The organism is Streptomyces polygonati (genome assembly GCF_042650325.1).
Taxonomy (GTDB): Bacteria; Actinomycetota; Actinomycetes; order Streptomycetales; family Streptomycetaceae; genus Actinacidiphila; species Actinacidiphila polygonati.
In genome coordinates this window covers 325774-344734 of record NZ_JBHSBB010000008.1, presented here as the reverse complement: position 1 = coordinate 344734, position 18961 = coordinate 325774, and the positions used below count along the sequence as shown (strand labels likewise).

The window sequence follows — 18961 nt, the reverse complement described above, 5'->3', positions numbered from 1 at the left end:
GCGGAGCCCGGCTCCGCCGCCCCCGCGTGCGTGGTGGTCGGTGGCCCGACGTCCGGTCAGAACCGGGTGGGCCAGAGCATCTTGCCCTCGTCGAAGGTGAGGGTCATCTTGCGGGTGGGGTCGGGCAGGTACTTCACCACGCAGAAGACGGTGGGCCGGTCGTCCATGAACCGGGACCGCTGCACCACCACGCCGTCGGGCGGGGTGATGCCGCGTCGCTCCAGCTCGGCCGGGGCGAGCAGGACGGTCCGGACGAACCGGTCCTTGTCCTCCAGCGTGGGCAGTTCGTTCATCTCCGCCAGTACGGCCTGGAAGCCGGGGGTGCGCGCATAGGTGTAGATGTCCATGAGCGCTTCCAGCATCCAGCCGCGCTTGGTCTCCAGGTCGACGTCGTCGATGGAGATCGCCGGGACCGCAGTGTCCACCGTCATCGGTTGTCGTCCTCCTGCACCGGGAAGCTGTCGCCGTGGTCGTAGGTGATGGTGATGCGCTTCCAGAGCGCGCCCTCGGGCAGCGCCTGGCTGACGCAGAAGACGGTGGGCCGCTGGTCGCCGAACTCCGAGCGCTGGATGCGGATGCCCTCCGGCGGGGTCAGACCCCGCCGGTCCAGCTCCTCGGGGTTCAGCAGCACGGTCCGCACGAAGTGCGCCTTGTCCTCCATGGACATGGCACTCATCTCGCGGTACATCCGCTGGAACGGCTCGGTGGCCGCGTACTCGCCGATCGCCCGGAGCCCCTCGGACATCCACCGGGACAGCTCGGGATGGACGCCGCCGGCCAGCAGATCGCCTTCGTCCTCGGCGTCGACGAGTGTGAGGGGCCCGGCGGTCACTGAGCGGCGCTGGAGCCGTAGGAGACGCAGATGATCTCGCCGACGGACACACACAGGGTGCCGCCGGGCGCGACCGGGACGGCGACGTTCTGCGAGTGGGCGAGCACGTCGTCGGCGGTGAGGACGCCGGCCGTCGGCGGCTCGAACCAGCGGGGGCTGATCCGCAGCGCCTCGGGCAGCTCCAGGCCGCGCTCGCGCAGCGCCTCCGGGGTCAGCCGCTCGGCGGTGGCCTCGAAGCGCTCGTCGACGGGGAGGGCGTTGATCTCGGCGGCGAGTTCGAGGTACTCCGGGCTCGTCACGACACGGATGAGCTGCTCGCTGGCTTCGCGCATGGACTCGGGGCTGAGGTCCTCGTTCATGATCGTCCTCCTGGCTTCGATGCCTGGCCCGGCCCCCGGGGATGGGGTCCGGGCTGCTCGGGGACGACGCTAGGAGCGGCCGGTTCAGGAGCGGTATCGCTCAGGTATACGACCGAACAGTGCCCACGCCAGCGGCTGTCGGCGCCCGGCGACCTACCGGAAATGAACCGCGGTCAAGCTGCTACGAAAGCCGGCTCGGCCATGCTCGTCCCCGGTGGCCCCGGTGGCCCCGGAGCTTCGGAGGTGGTGGGCATGCATCTGGCGGAGTACTTGGCGCTGCGCCCCGTTCCCGGAGCGGGGGTCGTCATGGCCCTGACCGGACGCTGCCCGCTGGCGTGCGCGCACTGCTCGACGGACGCCTCGGCCGACGGTCTCGATCCGCCCGCCGGGGCGCTGCTGCGGTTCGCGGAGAGCTTCGCCGGGCCGCACCCGCCCTCGGTCGCGCTGCTCACCGGCGGCGAGCCGCTGCTGCGGCCCCGGCTGGTGCGGGACCTGGCCGAGCGCTGCCGGGCGGCGGGGACGGCGGCCTTCGTGCTGACCGGCATGTTCTGGGCGCGTACGGCGAGGGTGCCGGCGCCGGTCGCCGCCGCGCTGGACGCGGTGGACCATGTGTCGGCCAGCCTGGACGCCTTCCACGAGCGGGAGGTACCGCGGCGCGCGGTGTTCACGGCGCTGCGCCGGCTGCTGGACACCGGCAAGGACGTCAGCCTGCATCTCCTCGCGGACGGCCCGGGCGGGCCGGCCGGGGCCGGGGTCGACGAGGTGGTGGCCGCGGTCCGGGGCGAGTTCGGCGACCGGGTGCCGATGCTGGTGGGCCGGCTGGCCGCGGTGGGACGGGGCAGCTCGCTGCTGCCGGAGCCGGACGCCGGGTCGTCGGCGGTCGCGCCGCCCTGCGCGATGGCGGCGTGGCCGGTCGTCGCGGTGGACGGCACCGTCACGGCCTGCTGCAACCAGCACGTGCTGGACCGGCGGCCGGTGCCGGGGCATCTGCTGCTGGGCCACGCGGCGTCGGACACCTGGACGGACATCAGAGGGCGGACGGTGGGTTCGCCGGCGCTGCGGGCGGTGCGGACGCTGGGCCCGCACGCGCTGGCGCGGACCGCCGCGGACGGCTCCGGCGGGCCGGGAGACCCGGGCGGCCCCGGCCGCTCGGGGTGCGACGTCTGCCGGAGCCTGCGGTCCGGGCCCGCGCCGCGGGTCGCCGCCTCGGCCGAGGCACTGGAGGGGCCGGTGCTGCGGCTGCAGGAACTGGCCGGCCCGGCCGGCTTCGCGCGGCGGTACGGCTCCGCGCGCCATGCCGGGCTCGTGCTGCTCGGGGGCCCGTCGTGCGCCGGCTGACGCTGTCCGGCGTCGAGGCGGCGCGGGCCGTACCGGGCCGCGCGGCGCTGCTGTATCTGACCGACCGCTGCCCGGTGGGCTGCGCCCACTGCTCGGTGGACTCGCTGCCGCTCGGTCCCCGGATCACCGACGGGGAACGGTTCGGGCAGGTCCTCGACACCCTGTGCGCCGAGCCCGCGTTGTCCGTGGTCGGGATCTCCGGCGGCGAACCCTTCCTGGAACGCGCCGCGCTGACCGCGGCGGTACGGCGGCTCACCGAGGCCGGCAAGCGCGTGGTCCCGTACACCAGCGGTTACTGGGGACGGTCCTGGCCGCCGCCGCCATGGGTCGGCGAGGTGCTGCGGCTCAGCAGCTGCCTGGTGCTCGGCGCGGACGCCTTTCACGCGGCCCGGCTGCCGGCCGGCGCCCTGGCGAACGCGGTCCGCGCGGCGGCCGGGGCGGGGACCTGGGTGGTCTGCCAGGTGCTGGAGGGCGAGGCCGAACACCGCGCCGCCGAGGAAGCGTTGCGCGGGGCGCTGGGCGACGGCTGGGAGGCGTACGCCGAGATCGGCGCCGTACCGCTGCTGCCGTACGGGCGGGCCGGCGAGCTGCGACCGCCAGGGGCCGCCGGCCCGGCGGCCCGCCCGTTGTCCGGCCCGGGGCGCTGCACCGCGGCCGGGACGCCGGTGGTCCGCTACGACGGGCGGGTCAGCGCCTGCTGCAACGAGGTGGTGGCCATGGGCGGCGGCCCGGCCGCCCTGCGCCACCGCATCACCGACCCCGGGGTGCTCCCCCGGCTCGCCGCCGACCCGTACCTCACCGCGCTCACCACGCTGGGCGCCGCCGCCGTCACCGCGCTGCCCCGCCTGCGGGACCTCGCGGACGAGCCGGTGACCGGCCTGTGCGACCTGTGCTGGCGGATCGCCGCCCGCGGCACCGACCACGCCGACCTGCGGGCGCTGGCCCTGCTGGCCGGGAGCCGGCCGTGACCGGCCGGGCGCGGGCGCTGCGGCTCAAGACGGGCGCCGTACTGCCCGCGCTGGGGCGGGCCACCGCTCGGGTGTGGAGCGGGCCGGAGCCGGCCGCCCGGTACGGGGAGTACTTGTGCCTGATGCACGCGGTGGTCCGGGCGAGCGTGCCGCTGCTGACGGCAGCGGCACGGCGGTGCGCGGAGCTGGGGGCGGCGGATCCGGTGGCCGGACCGCTGGCCGCCTATCTGACGGCGCACGCCGTGGAGGAGCGGGAGCACGACCGGTGGCTGCTGGACGATCTGCGGGCCATCGGCCGCGACCCGGAGGAACCGCTGCGGCGGGTGCCGCCGCCGGTGGTGGCCGAGTTGGTGGGGGCGCAGTACTACTGGCTGCTGCACCACCACCCGGTGAGCCTGCTCGGCTATGTGGCGGTACTCGAACAGCAGCCGGGTGCACCGGAGTTGCCGGACCGGCTGGCGCGGCTCACCGGACTGCCGCCGCGCGGCTTCGGCACGCTGCGCGCGCATGTCGCCCTGGACCCGGGGCACCGCGCCGAACTCGACGCGGTGATCGACGGGCTGCCCCTCAGCGCCGATCACGAGGCGCTGATCGCGGTCAGCGCGCTGCACACCGTCTCGGCCGCGACGCGGCTCTTCGCTTGGCTGGCGGACCGCCGGCTCCTGGAGGTGAGTGCCCGGTGAACACCGACGACACGCTGGCCGCGCTGGAACAGGCCGGATTCCCGGTCGCGGACCTGCCGGCCGAGCAGCGGGCAGTGCTCGCCGGGCTGACCTCGGCGGAGACCGACGCGCTGCTGGAGATCAAGCGGCGCCTGGACGACGCGGAACCCGACGTCCGGGCGCACGAGGCCGGGCTGGTCGGCGGGCTGTTCTTCTGAACGGCCGGTGGGCCGGGCGCCGGACCATCCGGTGGACGCGGCGGCCGGTGAAGGCGGAGGCGGGGCGAGGAGAAGGTGGCGATGGACGCGACGCCGTACCCGATGGACACCGGCGACGGCGGGCCCGGACCGCTCTGTCCGCGGTGCGCCGGGGCCGTGCCGGCCGGCGCGCGGTTCTGCCCGTCCTGCGGGGAGCCGGCCGGGCCCCCTCGGCAGGCGCCGGAGGCACGCAAGCTGGTGACCGTGGTCTTCTGCGATCTGAGCGGCTCGACCGAACTGTCCGGCCGGCTGGACGCGGAAGCGCTGCGGGCGGTGACGCTGCGGTACTTCGCGGTGATGCGGGACCGGCTGGAGCGGCACGGCGGCACCGTGGAGAAGTTCATCGGCGACGCCGTGATGGCGGTCTTCGGGGTGCCGGTGCTGCACGAGGACGACGCCCAGCGGGCGGTCCGCGCGGCCCTGGAGATGCTCACCGCGCTGGACGGCCTCAACGAGGAGCTGGAGCGCGACCACGAGGTGCGGCTCACCGTGCGGATCGGCATCAACACCGGTGAGGTCGTCGCCACCGGTGACCCCTTCGCCCGGCAGGTGCTGGTCTCGGGCGAGGTGGTGAATGTGGCGGCCCGGCTGGAGCAGAACGCCGGACCGGGCGAGATCCTGATCGGGCCGGACACCTTCCGGGCGGTGGACCGGCTGGTGGTGACCGAGGAGGTCGGCCCGCTGCGGCTGAAGGGCAAGGCCGAGGCGGTCACCGCCCGGCGGCTGCTCGATCTGCGCGGCGACGACCCGGCGGTGCTGCGCCGCTTCGACTCGCCGCTGGTGGGCCGGGCGCACGAGCTGCGCGAGATGCGGCTGATCGCGCGGCGGGCGGTACGCGGCCGGCAGTGCCAGCTGCTGACGCTGTTCGGCGACGCGGGCATCGGCAAGACCCGGCTGGCCCGGCACTGGCTGGCACAGGCCGCCGCCGAGGGCATGCAGGTGGGCACCGGGCGCTGCCGGCCCTACGGGGAGGGTGGTTCGCTGCTGGCGCTGGCCGACGCGGTCCGGCCGTTCGCCGACGCGGCGGCGCGGGACGCGCGGGAGGCGGCGCAAGGGTTCGGGGGTACGGGACCGGGCGGCCCCGGCTCTTACCCGGACCCCGGCCCGGACCCCGACGCCGACCGGGCCGAGGCGCTGGCGGTGCTGCGCGGCGGCCTGCTGCTGGACGGCGCCCCCGACCCCTCGGTGGAGGACACCTGCTGGGCCGTCACCTGGCTGCTGGAGTACGCCGCCCGGCGCCGGCCGCTGGTGCTGACGCTGGACGACTGCCACTGGGCGTCGAGCGTGCTGTGCGACGTCGTGGACCACATCGTCAGGGAGGTGCGCGACGCCCCGCTCGTGGTGCTGTGCACGGCCCGTCCTGAGCTGCTGGACCGCCGCCCCGGCTGGGGCGGCGGGGTGCTCAACTCCGGCTCCCTGGTGGTACCGCCGCTCGGCCCCGAGGAGGTACGCCGGCTGGCCGGCCATCTCACCGAGGTCTCCGCCCACGCGGCCGGCGCCTGGGACGCGCTGCTGGACCGGGCCGAGGGCAACCCGCTGTATCTGGAGCAGTTGCTGGCGATGGTGAACGAGGCCCCGGCACCGGCCGGGGCCGGCTCGCTGCCGCCCACCTTGCACGCGCTGATCGCCGCCCGGATCGAGGCGCTCGACCACGACCAGCGCGCGGCGCTGGACGTGGCGGCGGTGGCGGGGCGGGACTTCACGGTGGAGCAGGTGGGCGCGGGGCTGGCTGGCGGGGGCGGGGCCGGGAGCGGGGGCGCGGACCGGCGGCGGCCCGGCGGGGTCGATGTGGAGGCCGCGGTCCAGGCACTCGCGCGGCGCCGGCTGGTGGAGCCCTCCCGTTCGGCGCGGCGGCGCGGCGCCCCCTACCGCTTCGCCGGCGAGCTGATCCGCGAGGTGGCGTACGCGGGCATGGCCAAGCGCACCCGGGCCGAGCGCCATCAGCGGCTCGCGGATCACCTGGCGTCGTCCGGCGGCGATCCGGAAGCGGTCGGCACCCATCTGGAGCGCGCCTTCCGGCTGCGGGCCGAGCTGGGCCCCGCCGACGCGGCCACCAAGCGGCTGCGGCTGGAGGCGGCGCGCCGGCTGGGCGCCGCGGGCGGCACCGCGATGGACCGCTGCGATCCGGTGCGGGCGGCGGATCTGCTGGAGCGGGCGGTGTCGCTGTACGGGCCGGGGTCAGCGGAAGGGCTCGCGCCGGCCCGGCGGCTGGGCGAGACGCTGTTCGCGCTCGGCAGGGCCGAGGAGGGGCGGTCGCTGATCGGCGCCGTCCACGCGGACGCCACCGCCGCCGGGGACCGGCGTACGGCCGCCCACGCCCGGCTGTACCTGGCCATGATGGAACCGGGCGGCGGCTTCGCCGCCTCGGTGCCGGCCGCCCGCGGGGCGGCGCCGGTCTTCGCGGAGTTCGGCGACGATCTGGGGCTGGCCCGGGTGGAGTTGCGGCTGGGGCAGCACGAGCAGGTGCAGGGCCGCTACGCGGCCAGCCGCTCGCTGCTGGACCGGGCGCTGGCGCACGCGGTGGCCGCGGGCGCGGGCGCGGAGTGCGCCACCGCGCTGGGGGCGCTGGCCGTCGCGCTGTGGCTGGGCCCCGCGCCCGCGGGCGAGGCGGTGGAGTCCTGCCGGCTGCTGCTGGCCGAGCACGCGGAGCGCCGGGCGGTCCGGGCCGCGGTGCACTATCCGCTGGCGGTACTCCACGCGCTGCGCGGCGAGCCGGAGGAGGCCGGGCGGTGCCTGGCGGTGGCCGATCCGATCATGCGGGAGCTGGGTGTGGGCTACGCCCGGGCGTTCAGCCCGCTGTTCGCCGCGGCGGTCGAGACGCACGCGGGGCACCTGGAGCGGGCCGAGGAGCTGCTGCGCGAGTCGGCCGCGGCGGCCGGGCTGCTCGGCGACGCGGGGCTGGCGACCGCCGCCGCCCGCAATCTGGCCCGGGTGCTGCTGACCCTCGGCCGCTACGACGAGGCCGCGGCCGCCGTGCTGACGGCCGGCGACCCGGGGCCCGCCTCGCCGGTGGACGCGGCGGACAGCGCGGGGGTGCGGGCCCGGGTGCTGGCGGCGGGCGGTGACGCGGCGGCCGGTCTGCCGCTGGCCGATCAGGCGGTGACCGCGGCCCGGCGGGCGGACTGCCCGGCCGGGCTGGCCACGGCGCTGCTGGACCGGGCCCATGTGCTGGCCGCGCTCGGCCGCCGCGCCGAGGCGGAAGCCGCCGCCGCGGCGGCGCGGGCGCGGTTCGTGTCCAAGGACCATCTGGTCGGCCGCGGTTGGGCCGACACCTTCCTCGACGGCTTGGAGTGAGATCGTGGCCGACACCGCACCGCGTTCCGCGGGCGCCTCGCTGACCTGGAATCTGATCACCCGGGAGCGGGGTGCGACCGAGGTCCCGGCGGCCTGGCACGGCGAGGTGACCCCCGAGTGGGCGTGGGGCGGCTCCGACGGCCGGGGGGTCCGGGTCTGCGTCATCGACAGCGGCGTGGAACGCGACCATCCGATGATCGGACCGGTGACCGCGTCCTATGTCGCGGTGCCGGTCGACGGCGCCGTCCAGGTGCTGGAGACGGAGACCGGCGATGTGTGCGGGCACGGCTCGGCCTGCGCCGGCATCATCCGCTCGCTCGCCCCGGCCTGCGAGATCCACAGCGTACGGGTGCTGGGCGAGAGCTTCGGCGGCACCGGCGACGTGTTCGTGGCCGGGCTGCGCTGGGCGGTGCGGCAGGGTTTCGACGTCATCAATCTGAGCCTGTCCACCGCGCGGGCCCGGTTCACCGGGCCGCTGCGCGAGCTGGCCGACGACGCGTTCTTCCAGGGCAGCGTGATCGTGGCCTCGGCCCACAACATGCGGGTGGAGAGCTTCCCCTGGCGGTTCTCCTCGGTGATCTCGGTGGGCAGCCACGATGTGGACGACCCCGATCTGGTGCTCTACAACCCGCGGCCGCCGGTGGAGTTCTTCGCCCGCGGCCAGAACGTCGAGGTCGCCTGGCTGGACGGCGGGCGGACCCGGAGCACGGGCAACAGCTTCGCCACCCCGCACATCACCGGGCTGTGCGCCCGGATCCTCGGCAAGCACCCGCGCATGACGGCGTTCCAGCTCAAGAACATCCTCTATCTGACCGCAGCCAACGTTCGAGGAGAGTCATGACCCAGGACAACCAGCTGGTGGCGGCGGTGTCGGCGGCGATGGCGGATTCGGGGGCCGAGAGCCGCCGGCTGCTGCAGTCCATCGTGGACACCGCGAAGGCCATCTTCGGCGCCCAGGCCAGCTCGATCTTCCTGCTGGAGGAGGACAGCGGCGAGCTGGTCTTCGAAGCGGTCGCCGGGCAGGGCGAGGAGTGGCTGGTGGGGCGGCGCTTCCCGAGCGACCGCGGCATCGCCGGCTGGGTGGCCAGCACCGGGGAGGCCATGGTGGTGGACGACTTGTCGACCAGTACGTCCTTCGCCCGGGACATCGCCGAGTCCACCCGGTACGTCCCGCGTTCGCTGATGGCCGTACCGCTCAGTTACGACGACCAGGTGCTCGGCGTGCTGGAGGTGCTCGACGCCAGCCCGCAGGCCCGCTCCGGGATCGCCGAGCTGGAGCTGCTCGGGCTGTTCGCCAATCAGGCCGGGGTGGCGCTGCGGATCGTGTCGCGGACCCGGGCCGCCCGCAGCGCGCTCGCCGGCGGCGGCGAGGACTTCAGCGAGCTGATCGGACTGGTACAGGCCCTCCAGGGACTGGACGGCGACCGCCGTCAGTCGGGTTTCCGGCTGATCGACTCGCTGCGGGACGTGCTGAGCCCGATGCCGCTGTGACCGACCGGTCGGGACAGGGCGGCCGGCCCCGCCACGTACGGGGCCGGCTCCGCCGGGTGACGGTCAGCTCAGGGCCGAGTGGCGGTGCGGGATCGCGGCCGGAGCGGCCGCCGGGGTGACGGGGCTCAGTTGCGGGGGTACGGGGTCCTCCGCGCGGGCGCGCTCCCGGGCGTAGGCGCGGAACGGGACCGGCAGCCGGTAGCAGGGGCCGTCGGTGCTCCAGGCGTGCACCAGCAGCAGATGCGCGGCCATCAGGCTTTCCAGCGCCTTCTCCGCCGCGGGCAGCGCGGTGCCCAGCGCGATCGCCGCCTCCCGCAGGCCGAACGGCTGGTCGGGCAGCAGCCCGATACGGCGCAAGGTGGCCCGGTCGTGCGGGTGCAGATCCTGGTAACAGCTCTCCAGCCGGGGCCGGACCCGCAGGTCACCCGCGGTCAGCTCGTCCAGCAACTGCCGCTCGTCGGCGAGCCGGCGGGCGTAGTGGGCGAGGGTGAGATGGCTCAGCCCGGCCAGATTGGCGCCGACGATACGGACCGGGAGCGGGAGCAGGCCGCAGGTCTCCACCAGCAGCCGGGCGGTGACCGGTTCGGCGGCGGCCCGCTCGGCGCCGATGAGCCGGCCGAGCAGGTCCAGGGCCTCCGGTTCGTCCATCGGCGGCAGGTCGAGGTGTTCGGCGGCCTCCAGGCCGAGCAGCCGCCGTCTGCTGGTCACCACGGCCCGGCTCTCGCCGGCTCCCGGCAGCATCGGCCGTACCTGCGCCTCGTCGAACGCCCCGTCCAGCACGACGAGCATCCGCAGCTCGGCGAGGTGGGTCCGGTAGAGCGCGGCACGCTCCTGCGGGCCGCGCGGCAGCTGGCCGGACACGCCGATGCGCCGCAGCAGTTCGACCAGGACCTCGGCGGCGGGCCGCGGCCGGCCCTGCGGGGTGCGTAATCGGACCAGCAGCCGGCCGTCGGGGAAGCGCTCGGCCACCTGGTGGGCGCCGTGCACGGCCAGCGCGGTCTTGCCCACTCCGGGCGGCCCGGTGATCACCGTGACGGGGTTGGCCGCGGGGCTGCCGACCCGCTCGGTGAGGCGCCGCACCTGGGCGGCGCGGCCGGTGAAGTCCGCGAGGTCGGCCGGGAGTTGGGTGCGGTCGTGGCGGATCACGATCGGGCGGGCCTGGGGCGCGGGCGACGGGTCGAGGGCGGCGTCGCCGCTGAGGATCGCCTCGTAGAGCCGCGCCAGCACCGGGCTGGGCTGCATGCCGAGGTCACGCACCAGCATCTGCCGCATGGCCTCGAACTGGGCCAGTGCCTCGGTCTGCCGGCCGGACTGGTAGAGCGCCAGCATCTGGGCGTGCCGCAGCCGCTCGCGGTAGGGGTGGCGGCGGGCGAGTCCGTCGATGTCGTCGACGTGCTGGGCGTGGTGGCCGAGCGCGAGTTCGGCCTGGCACCAGTCCTCGTAGACGGTCAGATAGCGCTCCTCCAGTTGTTCCGCCTCGTTCGCCAGCGCGGGCACCGAGGCGAGGTCGGACAGCGCCGGGCCGCGCCACATGCTCACCGCCGTGCCGAGCAGGTGCGCGGCGTGGGTCAGATCGCCGCCCCTGACGGCGAGCCGGCCGCCGCGCGCCAGCTCCTCGAAACGCAGCAGGTCCAGTTGTTCGGACCGGACCTGGATCAGATAGCCGGGCGGGCGGCGGATCAGCGCCTGGCCTTCGTCGTCGGACCGGTCGCCGCAGCCGCGCAGTTCCTTGCGCAGCGCGGAGACGTACACCTGGAGGTTCTTGTGCGCGGTCCTGGGCGGCCGGCCCGACCAGAGGGCGTCGCAGAAGGCGTCGACCGACACCACCCGGTTGGCCCGGCACAGCAGCAGGCCGAGGACGATCCGCTGTTTGAGCGGTCCCAGTCGCAGCGCCCGCGCCCCGGTGTGGGCTTCCAGCGCCCCGAGGATCCCGAAGCGCAGCGGCGGCGCCGACGAACCGGACGGACTGCCGATCGATGGATCCTCGGCGACCGCTTCACCCACTGACCCTCCCGAGATTCTAGGCGGTTCAGGTACACAGACGGTGCTGGTCCAAGTGCGGACAGTGCGATGTCCAACCGCATGTTCGCACCGCCTGTCGGGTGCGGTCCACCGCGCAGCGGGCCTATGGACGGGCAATTCAACCGGTAATTAAGAATTCCCTAACCCCGATGTCGGCCCGGTGTCACATCGCGCGGTGACACAGGCCGCAGGGGTCGCAAAGGCCACGGACGCCGCAGGGGTAACGGCCGCGAAAAGGCGGCGAAAGGGGGGCCGAGCGCGGCGCCGGAAGGCAGTCACGGACGATACGCGGGCGGTGAGAAGCACCCGCCCGGCTTTGCGCGGCGGGTGTGCGGCTGTCCGTCCCGCGTCCATGGCTCCGCGCGGCCGGCCGGGTCAGGTGCGGCCGGCCGCGCGATGGGCAGCGGCGGCTACACGCCCGCGTTGCGCGGGGCGATGCCCAGTGCGAGCAGCCACACGGCGCCGAAGGCCAGGGCGGTCGCCCGGCGGGTCCAGCGCCCGGAGGTCAGGGTGGTCAGCGCCATCAGGGACGCGGACAGGGAGATCAGGGCCCGGACGCCCGGCCGCGGGCGGCGCTTGGCTGGCGGCGCCCACCGGGCCGCCGGCCGCATCCGCCGGATGTACAGGCGGTTCTGACGGCGCAGAACCTTCTCCAGGTCTTGCAGAGCACGCCGTTCCCGCGCCGACAGGCTGACATCGTCCACCCCGCGCACCCCCTTCCAGGGCCGCACTTCTCCTGCGGGGCCGTCTGCCCCGGCTCGGCGGCGGCACGCCTGGGAATCCGGGACGGTCTCTCCCGGGTGGGCGCGGGTCAGGGGCGACGGGCCACCACGGTGAACCGGCCGCCGTCGGGATCGCCGAGTTCGGCGTAGGCGCCGTCCCCGGACGTACCGCTGCCGATCAGGGTGCCGCCCAGCGCGCGAGCCGCGGTGATGCACGCGGCCACGTCCTCCACCGCGAACTGCACCTCCCAGTGCGGCCGGATCCCGGGGTCGGGGGCCGCCTCCACCGCTCCGGAGCCGAGCCGGGCGACGATCTCACCGCGGCTGCGCACGACGACCTCCTCGTTCTCGTACGAGACCAGGGCGCCGCCGGGCTTGCCGTCGGCCCACCGCAGCACACCGCCGTAGAAGATGGCCGCCTCGAAGGCGTCGCGGGTGCGCAGGCGGAGCACCACGGGGCCCTGCTCGTGCCAGGTCTCCCAGCCGTTGGGGAGCCGGCCCTCCCAGAGGCCGAAGACCGCGTTGTCCCGGTCGGCGGCCACCATGGCGCGGCCGGAGGCGAAGGCGACCGGTCCGAGCGCGACGGTGGCGCTGCGCTCCCTGATCCGGCCGGCGGCCTCGTCGATGTCCGGGACCGCGAAGTACGGCGTCCAGACCACGGCGACCTGCATGTCCGAGGCGACCGCGCCGATCCCGGCGATCGGCTTGCCGTGCCGCAGCGCGATGGCGAAGTGGTCGCCCATGCTGGTGGAGCGGAATTCCCAGCCGAGCACGCTGCCGTAGAACTTCTCGGCCGATTCCAGATCGCGCGCGCTCAGATTGACCCAGCACGGCGCTCCGCGGTCCGGATTCCCGGTCGCGTCCGGTGCCGCGTCCGTCGCGGCGGCCTCGTCCGGGGTGCTCGCGGCACCGGTCACCGGTTGCTGGTGGGTCATCGCAAATACCGTTTCGTTTCGGTGTACGGCTTCGGTGGGGGCCGCGGATCGCCGCCCACGCGCTTGCTCGCATGCCCGGAGCGCGCCGGGTCATGCACGCGGAACGCGCCGGCACCGGGTCCTCCACCGTGTGCCAGCGGACGTACGCGCAACGTTACCCCCGGGGGGCGCGGTCGGCGGCCGGGCGGGTGCGCGCCGCGCGCGGCGGCCCGGGCCCGGGCGTCCGGCGGCGGGCGCTACGGCGCTTCCGGGCGGCGGACGGTCAGCCCGGTGCACTGCCAGCTCAGCTCCTTCACCCCCGGCTCCGGCGGCAGGTGCCCGTACTCGCCCGCGGCGACGCTGATGCAGACCACCGGCCAGGCGCGCCAGTGCGGGCCCACGCCCCGGCCGTCGGCGAAGACCGGGATGCCGTCGACCGACCACCGCACGCTGTCCTTGCCGAGCAGGACCTGGAGCAGGAAGGGCTGCCCCGGTGTGATCACGTCGGGCGGGTAATCGGCGGCGCCCCGGACGTGGTTGGTGAGTTCGAGCATCCGCGGGTGGGTCGGGTGGTACTCGAACAGGTCGATCTCGCCGTGTCCCGGCTGCGGCCGGCCGCTCTGGCTGTCGCGGCCCCAGGTCCACAGCGCGGGCCAGGCGCCGCGGACGTCGTGGAGCAGGCAGGTGGCGCTCACCTCGTCGCCGGGCAGCAGTTCGAAGCCGTCGGGGGCGTACTCGGTGGACACCAGGTCGGTGTGCCACCGTCCGTCGCCCGCGCGGCGGGCGTGGAAGACACCGGTCGGGCTGGGGGCGTAGCGCGGGCCGATCTGGTCGAGTTTGTTGTCGCCGGGGTTCCGTCCGTCCTCCGGATAGGCGGAGGTGCGGCCGGGCGCCCAGGCCGTACGGTCGGTGAACGGCGCGTTGAACACCACCGCTGACGGCCGGTCGGTCATGTCTGTTCTCCCCGCTGAGGCTCGGTCCTCAGTCAAGGGCACAATGCCTGGCCGGGGCAGAAGCGTGCGGGTGCGCGCGCAGGGCGCGGGCGCGGTACTTCACGCCCCTGAGGTGCCCGGCGGCGGATCGGCCGTCCGTACCGGGGAATCCGGTGTGTTTGGGTGTGGATGGGTAAACCGCTGCTAAGGGCAATTCGTCACACCTCGCTCAATCGGAACCGCCATGCCGCACTTCTTAGCCGTCGCCGGGCTGGTCCTCGTCGCCTGGACACTGCTGTCCCTTCCGCTGGGCGTCCTTGTCGGGCGCCGGCTGCGCCACGCCAACCCCGCCGCGCTGCCGCCCGGTTGCGCGTACCGCGGCGGCGGACCCGGGCTCCCGGCGGCGGACCGCGGGCCCGCTTCCACCGTCCCGGGCTGTACGGCGCGCCCCTGCCGCGCGGCGGGGGCGCGGACCTGCGCGGCGCCGGAGCGGCCCGCGGCCCGTTCGCGCCACGGCTTCCTCCGGCGGCGCTGACCCGGCCGGAGGAAGACGCGGGCCCGCGGCCGGGGCGCCCGCGGGCGGGCGGGGCGGCGGGCCGATAGCCTGCCGGGGCAGGCCGCCACCGCCGCTCAGGGAGAGATACAGGACATGCCGATCCGCCGGTTGGGTCTCGTTGTGCACGAGGGACGTCCGGCCGCGGTGGCCGGCGCGCAGACCGTACGGGCCTGGAGCGCCCGGCACGGCATCGGCTGCGTGGACATCGATGTCTGGGGCGAGCACGAGAACCGGCGCAGCGGGCGCGAGGAGGTGGCCGCCGCCGGCAGTCCCGATCTGATCGTCACCCTCGGCGGCGACGGCACCTTCCTGCGCGGCGCGCGGATCGCGGCCAAGAAGGACATCCAGGTGCTGGGGGTGGATCTGGGCCGGGTCGGCTTCCTCACCGAGATCGCGGTCGGCGACGTGGAGCACGCGCTGGACGCCGTGCACGCGGGCGAGTCGGCCTGCGAGGAGCGGATGACGCTGACCATGCGGGCGTCCAGGGCACTGGAGATGCCCAGCGGGATGGACACGCTGCTGCGCTACGGCCGCGGTCCGATGCTGCCGCCGCCGCAGGTCCGCTCGGAGACCGGCGACGACGAGGGCTGGGGGGTGGCGCTGGACGTCACCGCGCTCAATGACATCGTGCTGGAGAAGCTGGTCAGGGACCGGCAGGTCAGCCTCGGTGTGTACATCGCGGGAAGGCTGCTGGCCTCCTACTCGGCCGACGGAGTGATCGTCGCCACCCCGACGGGGTCGACCGCGTACAGTTTCGCGGCCGGCGGGCCGGTGCTGTCGCCGCGGATGCGGGCGGTGGTCTTCACACCGGTCGCCCCGCACATGACCTTCAACCGCACGGTGGTGGCCGGCGCCGACGAGCCGGTGGCGCTGCGGATCCTGCCCCACTCCGGGCAGGCCGCGGTCAGCGTCGACGGGCAGATGCGCGGGGTGCTCGACCCGGGTGACTGGATCGGGGTGTTCGCGGCGCCGCGCCCGCTGCGGCTGGTACGGCTGCGGCCGCCGGACTTCTACGGCCGGCTGCGCGAGCGCATGCGGCTCACCGACGCCCCCGCCACGGCGGCCGACGGCCAGTCGCCGCCGCTGTTCCGCCCGTCCAGCCCGATCCCGGACGACCTGGCGCACCTGCACATCGCCCCGGTGATCGAGCCGGGCTGACCGCCCGCCGGCGGGTCCCGGGGCAAGCGCCCGCCCCCCGGCTGGTTCACTTCCGCGATCCGGGCAATCCGCTCATCATGACAAGCGGCGAGCGGGGTTCCGGCGGGCAAGTGGAGCGCGGCGTGGGGGCGGCGCAGGAAGCGGGGCCGGACCGGCCGACGCGGCTGCGGGGGCGGTTGTGGTGGGCGGCGATCCGGCGCACGGTGAGCGAGTTCCAGAAGGACGAGCTGAGCGACCGGGCGGCCGCGCTGACGTACTACGCCGTGCAGTCCATCTTCCCGGCGCTGCTGGTGCTGGTGTCGCTGCTGGGGGCGGCCGGGGAGTCGGCCACCCGCCGCGTCCTGGACAATCTGACCCGGCTCACACCCCCGTCGGCCCGCGACATCATCACCCACGCGGTGGAACAGCTGCGGGACAGCGGCGGGACCGGTTCGGTGCTCGCGGTGGTGGGGCTGCTGGGCGCGCTCTGGTCGTCGTCGGGCTACGTGGGAGCGTTCATCCGGGCGTCCAACGCGGTGTACGACATGCCGGAGGGGCGGCCGGTGTGGAAGGTCACCCCGCTGCGGCTGCTGCTGACCGTGGTGCTGATGGTGCTGGCCTGCGCCAGCGCGCTGATCGTGGTGTTCACCGGCGCGCTGGCCGATCAGGCGGGCGTCCTGCTCGGCGTCGGCGACGCGGGCCTGAAGGTGTGGTCGATCGCCAAGTGGCCGGTGCTGGTGGTGCTGGTGGTCGTCATGATCGCGATCCTGTACTGGGCCGCGCCCAACGCCAGGGGCCGGGGCTTTCGCTGGATCACTCCCGGCAGCCTGCTGGCCCTGTTCGTCTGGCTGGTCGTCTCCGGCGGTTTCGCGCTCTACGTGGCGAACTTCGGCCGCTACAACCGGACCTACGGCACGCTGGCGGGCGTCATCGTCTTCCTGGTGTGGCTGTGGCTGACGAATGTGGCGATGCTGTTCGGCCTGGAGTTCGACGCGGAACTCGCCCGTCAGCGGGCGATCGCCGGTGGTCTGCCCGCGGACGCCGAGCCGTATGTCACACCGCGGGACACCCGTTCGTGGAGTGACGGCGAGCGCGAGAAGCTGGCGGAGCGGCTGGAGCCCGAGTAGCGGCAGGAGCGACGGCCGGCGCGGCGGGACGCGGCCGAGGGGCCCGTCCGACGTGCCGTGTCGGACGGGCCCCTCGGGGCGGTCGGCGGAGCGGGCCGGTCAGCCTGCGTAGCGGCCGGGCTCGGGCGGAAGCTCCTCGCGCCGGTACGGTCCGCGCAGCCGAACCGGGCCCCGGGCGAGCCGGTGGGCGCCGATGGCCACGATCACGGCGAGCAGGCCGCCGCCCCCGGTCCACAGCCAGCGCGGCGACCACCAGGTGCCCGCCCAGCCGTCGGCCGGCCGGACGTCGGGCGCGTTCGCCGAGACCAGCGGCGCGACCGAGCCGTCCACCGCCTGCGCCCCGCCGGTTCCGGACGAGGTGGCCTCCACCGCCGCCTGCACCGGCAGGCCCAGGTCGGACGGCGGCAGGTCGAGCACGGTGAGCCGTAGGTAGTAGGCGCCGCGCAGCGGGTCGTTGGACCAGGGCTCGGCCCAGGACCTCACGGCCCTTAGTCGGCAGACCAGTTGGACGGTGGTGGCGCCGGTCGCGGCGGTCCTGGTCTGCGTGCCGGAACGGCACGGCTGGCGGCGGCGCAGCCCGTCGTAGACGTCGAGCTGCCAGGTGGACGCGCCGTGCCGGGCGGTGGCCGAGGGGAAGGTCACGGTCGCGGTGGCCGTGACGTTCTGGCCGGTGTCCGCCGGGAACACCCAGTACATGTAGTCGCCGGTCGAGGCGTCGGCGGTGGCCCGCACGTCCTGCTGGACGACGGTCGCGGTGACGAAGTTGGTGCCGGCCGTGGTGGGCGGCGTGTCGTCGGGGGTCGCGGTGCCGCTCGGGGTCGCCGAGCCGGTCGCGGCGGCGGAGCCCGACGGGATCGGGGTGTCGGCGGTGGCGGGCCCGGCCAGTACGGTCAGCGCCGTCCCGGCCAGCAGCGCCGCGGCGCCGAGCAGTCGTGCGGCACGCATCAGTCGGTCCTTCCGGTGTTGAGGCGCCAGCGGGCGATCCAGCCGGTCAGCAGGCCGGCCACCGCGCCGACCGCGGCCAGCAGGCCCAGCAGCCACCAGCCGCGGCCGAGACCGTAGAAGGCGACGTCGGAGGGCCGGTGGGGGCTGCGGGTGAGGTCGAAGGACAGCTCGACCGGCAGTCCGGGAGTGGTCTTGACGCCGGCCGGCGCCGAGAAGGAGTTGCCGACCTGGAGGCAGACGGTCTCCGGCGGGGTGCCCGCGTCCGCGTGGGGTTTGGGATAGCGGATGCCGGCCGACACCGCGTCGGTGCGCCCGGTGCCGCCCTCGTCGTCGCGGACGATCTCCCGCCCGCGCTCGGTCACACCGCGCAGCAGCACGCCGTAGTCGGTGTTGACCGTGCGGTCGTCGAACACGCTGACCGCGGCGCGCAGTTCCTGCCCGGGCTTGACCTGGATCCGGTACCAGCGGTTCTGGGAGAAGGTCTCCCGGTCGGTGTAGAGCCCCTCCTTCAGCAGCGGCGCTTCGGCGCAGCTGCCGCCGCCCTGGACGGCCACCGGGGCGACCGCCGTGTCGTTGCTGCGGTCGACGAGCTGCTTGACCTTGCTGGTGAGCTGCTGGCGGTGCTGCACGGTGGTGTAGGTGCCGCCGGTCGCCTCGGCGATGCAGCTGAGCTGGTTGCGGGTGGTGGCGTCGGGTATCAGGCCGAGGGTGTCGATGACGAGGTGGATGCCCTGGGCCGCGATGTCACGGGCGACATCGCAGGGGTTGATGTTGCAGGTGTCCTCGCCGTCGGTGATCAGGACGAGCCGGCGGGTGCCGTCGCCGCCCTTGACGTCGTTGGCGGCGGCCTTCAGGGCCGGGCCGATCGGGGTCCAGCCGGTGGGCTGCAGGGTCGCCACGGCGGCCTTGGCCTGGGGCCGGTCCAGCGGGCCGACCGGGTAGAGCTGCCGGGTGTCCTTGCAGCCGGTCTTGCGGTTGTTGCCCGGGTAGTCGGCGCCGAGGGTGCGTATCCCGAGCTGTACGTCGTCCGGCACCGAGTCCAGGACGTCGTCGAACGCCTGCTTGGCGGCGGACATCCGCGACTGTCCGTCGATGTCGCGGGCCTTCATGGAACCGCTCACGTCGAGCACCAGCTCGACCTTGGGAGCCGGCTGGGGGGCGACGGGTTCGCCCGCGGAAGCGCTCGCGGGCAGCAGACCGCAGGCCAGAACGGCGAGCAGGCCACAGCCCAGTCCAGTGGTCAGTAACCTTCTGATGATCATCGCTGGATCGTATTGAAGGCCCGCCGAATCCCGAAGTCCGCTGGTCAGCGCGCTGAGTTGGCGTGGCCGCCGCGCGGACGAAGGGGACATCCCTCGCATCGCCGGGAGACGGATCGGATCGGGGGCGACCCGGCGGCGGCCCG

General features: G+C 74.9%; 19 protein-coding genes. 10 read left to right on the top strand and 9 right to left on the bottom strand.

What is annotated here, in order from left to right:
• Positions 1–56 precede the first annotated feature (56 nt).
• Genes ACFO3J_RS10200 through ACFO3J_RS10190 form a run of 3 tightly spaced genes read right to left on the bottom strand, consistent with a single transcriptional unit; the run spans position 57 to position 1191 of the window.
• On the bottom strand, positions 57–431 hold the full coding sequence (locus ACFO3J_RS10200) for a hypothetical protein (protein ID WP_386428257.1): 375 nt from the start codon (positions 429–431) through the stop codon (positions 57–59).
• A complete protein-coding gene (locus tag ACFO3J_RS10195; protein WP_386428255.1) occupies positions 428–832 on the bottom strand; it encodes a hypothetical protein in 405 nt (134 codons plus the stop codon). The genes ACFO3J_RS10200 and ACFO3J_RS10195 overlap by 4 nt, the downstream gene beginning before the upstream one ends.
• Positions 829–1191, bottom strand: coding sequence for a hypothetical protein (locus ACFO3J_RS10190; RefSeq protein WP_386428253.1), 363 nt, complete (start codon positions 1189–1191; stop codon positions 829–831). Before ACFO3J_RS10190 ends, ACFO3J_RS10195 begins: the two co-directional genes overlap by 4 nt.
• Before the next feature lie 252 nt (positions 1192–1443).
• Here ACFO3J_RS10190 and ACFO3J_RS10185 point away from each other — a divergent pair, with 252 nt between their 5' ends.
• The 7 genes from ACFO3J_RS10185 to ACFO3J_RS10155 all read left to right on the top strand — a co-directional run bounded on the left by ACFO3J_RS10185 (position 1444) and on the right by ACFO3J_RS10155 (position 9201).
• Entirely contained in the window at positions 1444–2529 is a 1086-nt protein-coding gene (locus tag ACFO3J_RS10185) for a radical SAM protein (protein ID WP_386428251.1), read from the top strand.
• Entirely contained in the window at positions 2517–3497 is a 981-nt protein-coding gene (locus tag ACFO3J_RS10180) for a hypothetical protein (protein ID WP_386428249.1), read from the top strand. Before ACFO3J_RS10185 ends, ACFO3J_RS10180 begins: the two co-directional genes overlap by 13 nt.
• On the top strand, positions 3494–4180 hold the full coding sequence (locus tag ACFO3J_RS10175) for an iron-containing redox enzyme family protein (RefSeq protein WP_386428247.1): 687 nt from the start codon (positions 3494–3496) through the stop codon (positions 4178–4180). The genes ACFO3J_RS10180 and ACFO3J_RS10175 overlap by 4 nt, the downstream gene beginning before the upstream one ends.
• Positions 4177–4377 carry an aroma-sacti cluster domain-containing protein gene (locus ACFO3J_RS10170; RefSeq protein ID WP_386428245.1) on the top strand — a complete coding sequence of 67 codons (201 nt, stop codon included), beginning with the start codon at positions 4177–4179 and terminating at the stop codon, positions 4375–4377. The genes ACFO3J_RS10175 and ACFO3J_RS10170 overlap by 4 nt, the downstream gene beginning before the upstream one ends.
• An 81-nt stretch (positions 4378–4458) precedes the next feature.
• Positions 4459–7710, top strand: a complete 3252-nt coding sequence (locus tag ACFO3J_RS10165) for an adenylate/guanylate cyclase domain-containing protein (protein ID WP_386428243.1) — start codon at positions 4459–4461, stop codon at positions 7708–7710.
• A 1-nt stretch (position 7711) separates the two neighbouring features.
• The gene (locus tag ACFO3J_RS10160) at positions 7712–8551 is read left to right on the top strand and encodes a S8 family peptidase (RefSeq protein WP_386428314.1); all 840 of its coding nucleotides are present in this window, start codon (positions 7712–7714) and stop codon (positions 8549–8551) included.
• Positions 8548–9201, top strand: a complete 654-nt coding sequence (locus ACFO3J_RS10155; RefSeq protein WP_386428241.1) for a GAF domain-containing protein — start codon at positions 8548–8550, stop codon at positions 9199–9201. The genes ACFO3J_RS10160 and ACFO3J_RS10155 overlap by 4 nt, the downstream gene beginning before the upstream one ends.
• A 63-nt stretch (positions 9202–9264) precedes the next feature.
• Here the strand turns inward: ACFO3J_RS10155 and ACFO3J_RS10150 are convergent, their stop codons facing one another.
• The 4 genes from ACFO3J_RS10150 to ACFO3J_RS10135 form a co-directional block, all read right to left on the bottom strand.
• Positions 9265–11205: an AfsR/SARP family transcriptional regulator gene (locus tag ACFO3J_RS10150; protein ID WP_386428239.1), complete on the bottom strand. Its 1941-nt coding sequence runs from the start codon at positions 11203–11205 to the stop codon at positions 9265–9267.
• Between the two features lie 428 nt (positions 11206–11633).
• The gene (locus ACFO3J_RS10145; protein WP_386428237.1) at positions 11634–11927 is read right to left on the bottom strand and encodes a DUF3040 domain-containing protein; all 294 of its coding nucleotides are present in this window, start codon (positions 11925–11927) and stop codon (positions 11634–11636) included.
• A gap of 107 nt (positions 11928–12034) precedes the next feature.
• Entirely contained in the window at positions 12035–12880 is an 846-nt protein-coding gene (locus tag ACFO3J_RS10140) for a VOC family protein (RefSeq protein WP_386428235.1), read from the bottom strand.
• Between the two features lie 236 nt (positions 12881–13116).
• Positions 13117–13812, bottom strand: coding sequence for a beta-glucanase (locus ACFO3J_RS10135; protein WP_386428234.1), 696 nt, complete (start codon positions 13810–13812; stop codon positions 13117–13119).
• Between the two features lie 223 nt (positions 13813–14035).
• On the opposite strand from ACFO3J_RS10135, the gene ACFO3J_RS10130 reads away from it, so the two are divergent.
• The 3 genes from ACFO3J_RS10130 (at position 14036) to ACFO3J_RS10120 (ending at position 16611) form a co-directional block, all read left to right on the top strand.
• Entirely contained in the window at positions 14036–14326 is a 291-nt protein-coding gene (locus ACFO3J_RS10130; RefSeq protein WP_386428233.1) for a hypothetical protein, read from the top strand.
• Positions 14327–14440: 114 nt separating this feature from the next.
• Positions 14441–15505: an NAD(+)/NADH kinase gene (locus ACFO3J_RS10125; protein ID WP_386428230.1), complete on the top strand. Its 1065-nt coding sequence runs from the start codon at positions 14441–14443 to the stop codon at positions 15503–15505.
• 77 nt (positions 15506–15582) lie between these two features.
• Positions 15583–16611: a YihY/virulence factor BrkB family protein gene (locus ACFO3J_RS10120; RefSeq protein ID WP_386428229.1), complete on the top strand. Its 1029-nt coding sequence runs from the start codon at positions 15583–15585 to the stop codon at positions 16609–16611.
• Positions 16612–16710: 99 nt separating this feature from the next.
• On the opposite strand, the gene ACFO3J_RS10115 is transcribed toward ACFO3J_RS10120, so the two are convergent.
• Positions 16711–17556, bottom strand: coding sequence for a hypothetical protein (locus ACFO3J_RS10115; protein ID WP_386428228.1), 846 nt, complete (start codon positions 17554–17556; stop codon positions 16711–16713).
• On the bottom strand, positions 17556–18818 hold the full coding sequence (locus tag ACFO3J_RS10110; RefSeq protein ID WP_386428227.1) for a VWA domain-containing protein: 1263 nt from the start codon (positions 18816–18818) through the stop codon (positions 17556–17558). The genes ACFO3J_RS10115 and ACFO3J_RS10110 overlap by 1 nt, the downstream gene beginning before the upstream one ends.
• Positions 18819–18961 lie beyond the last annotated feature (143 nt).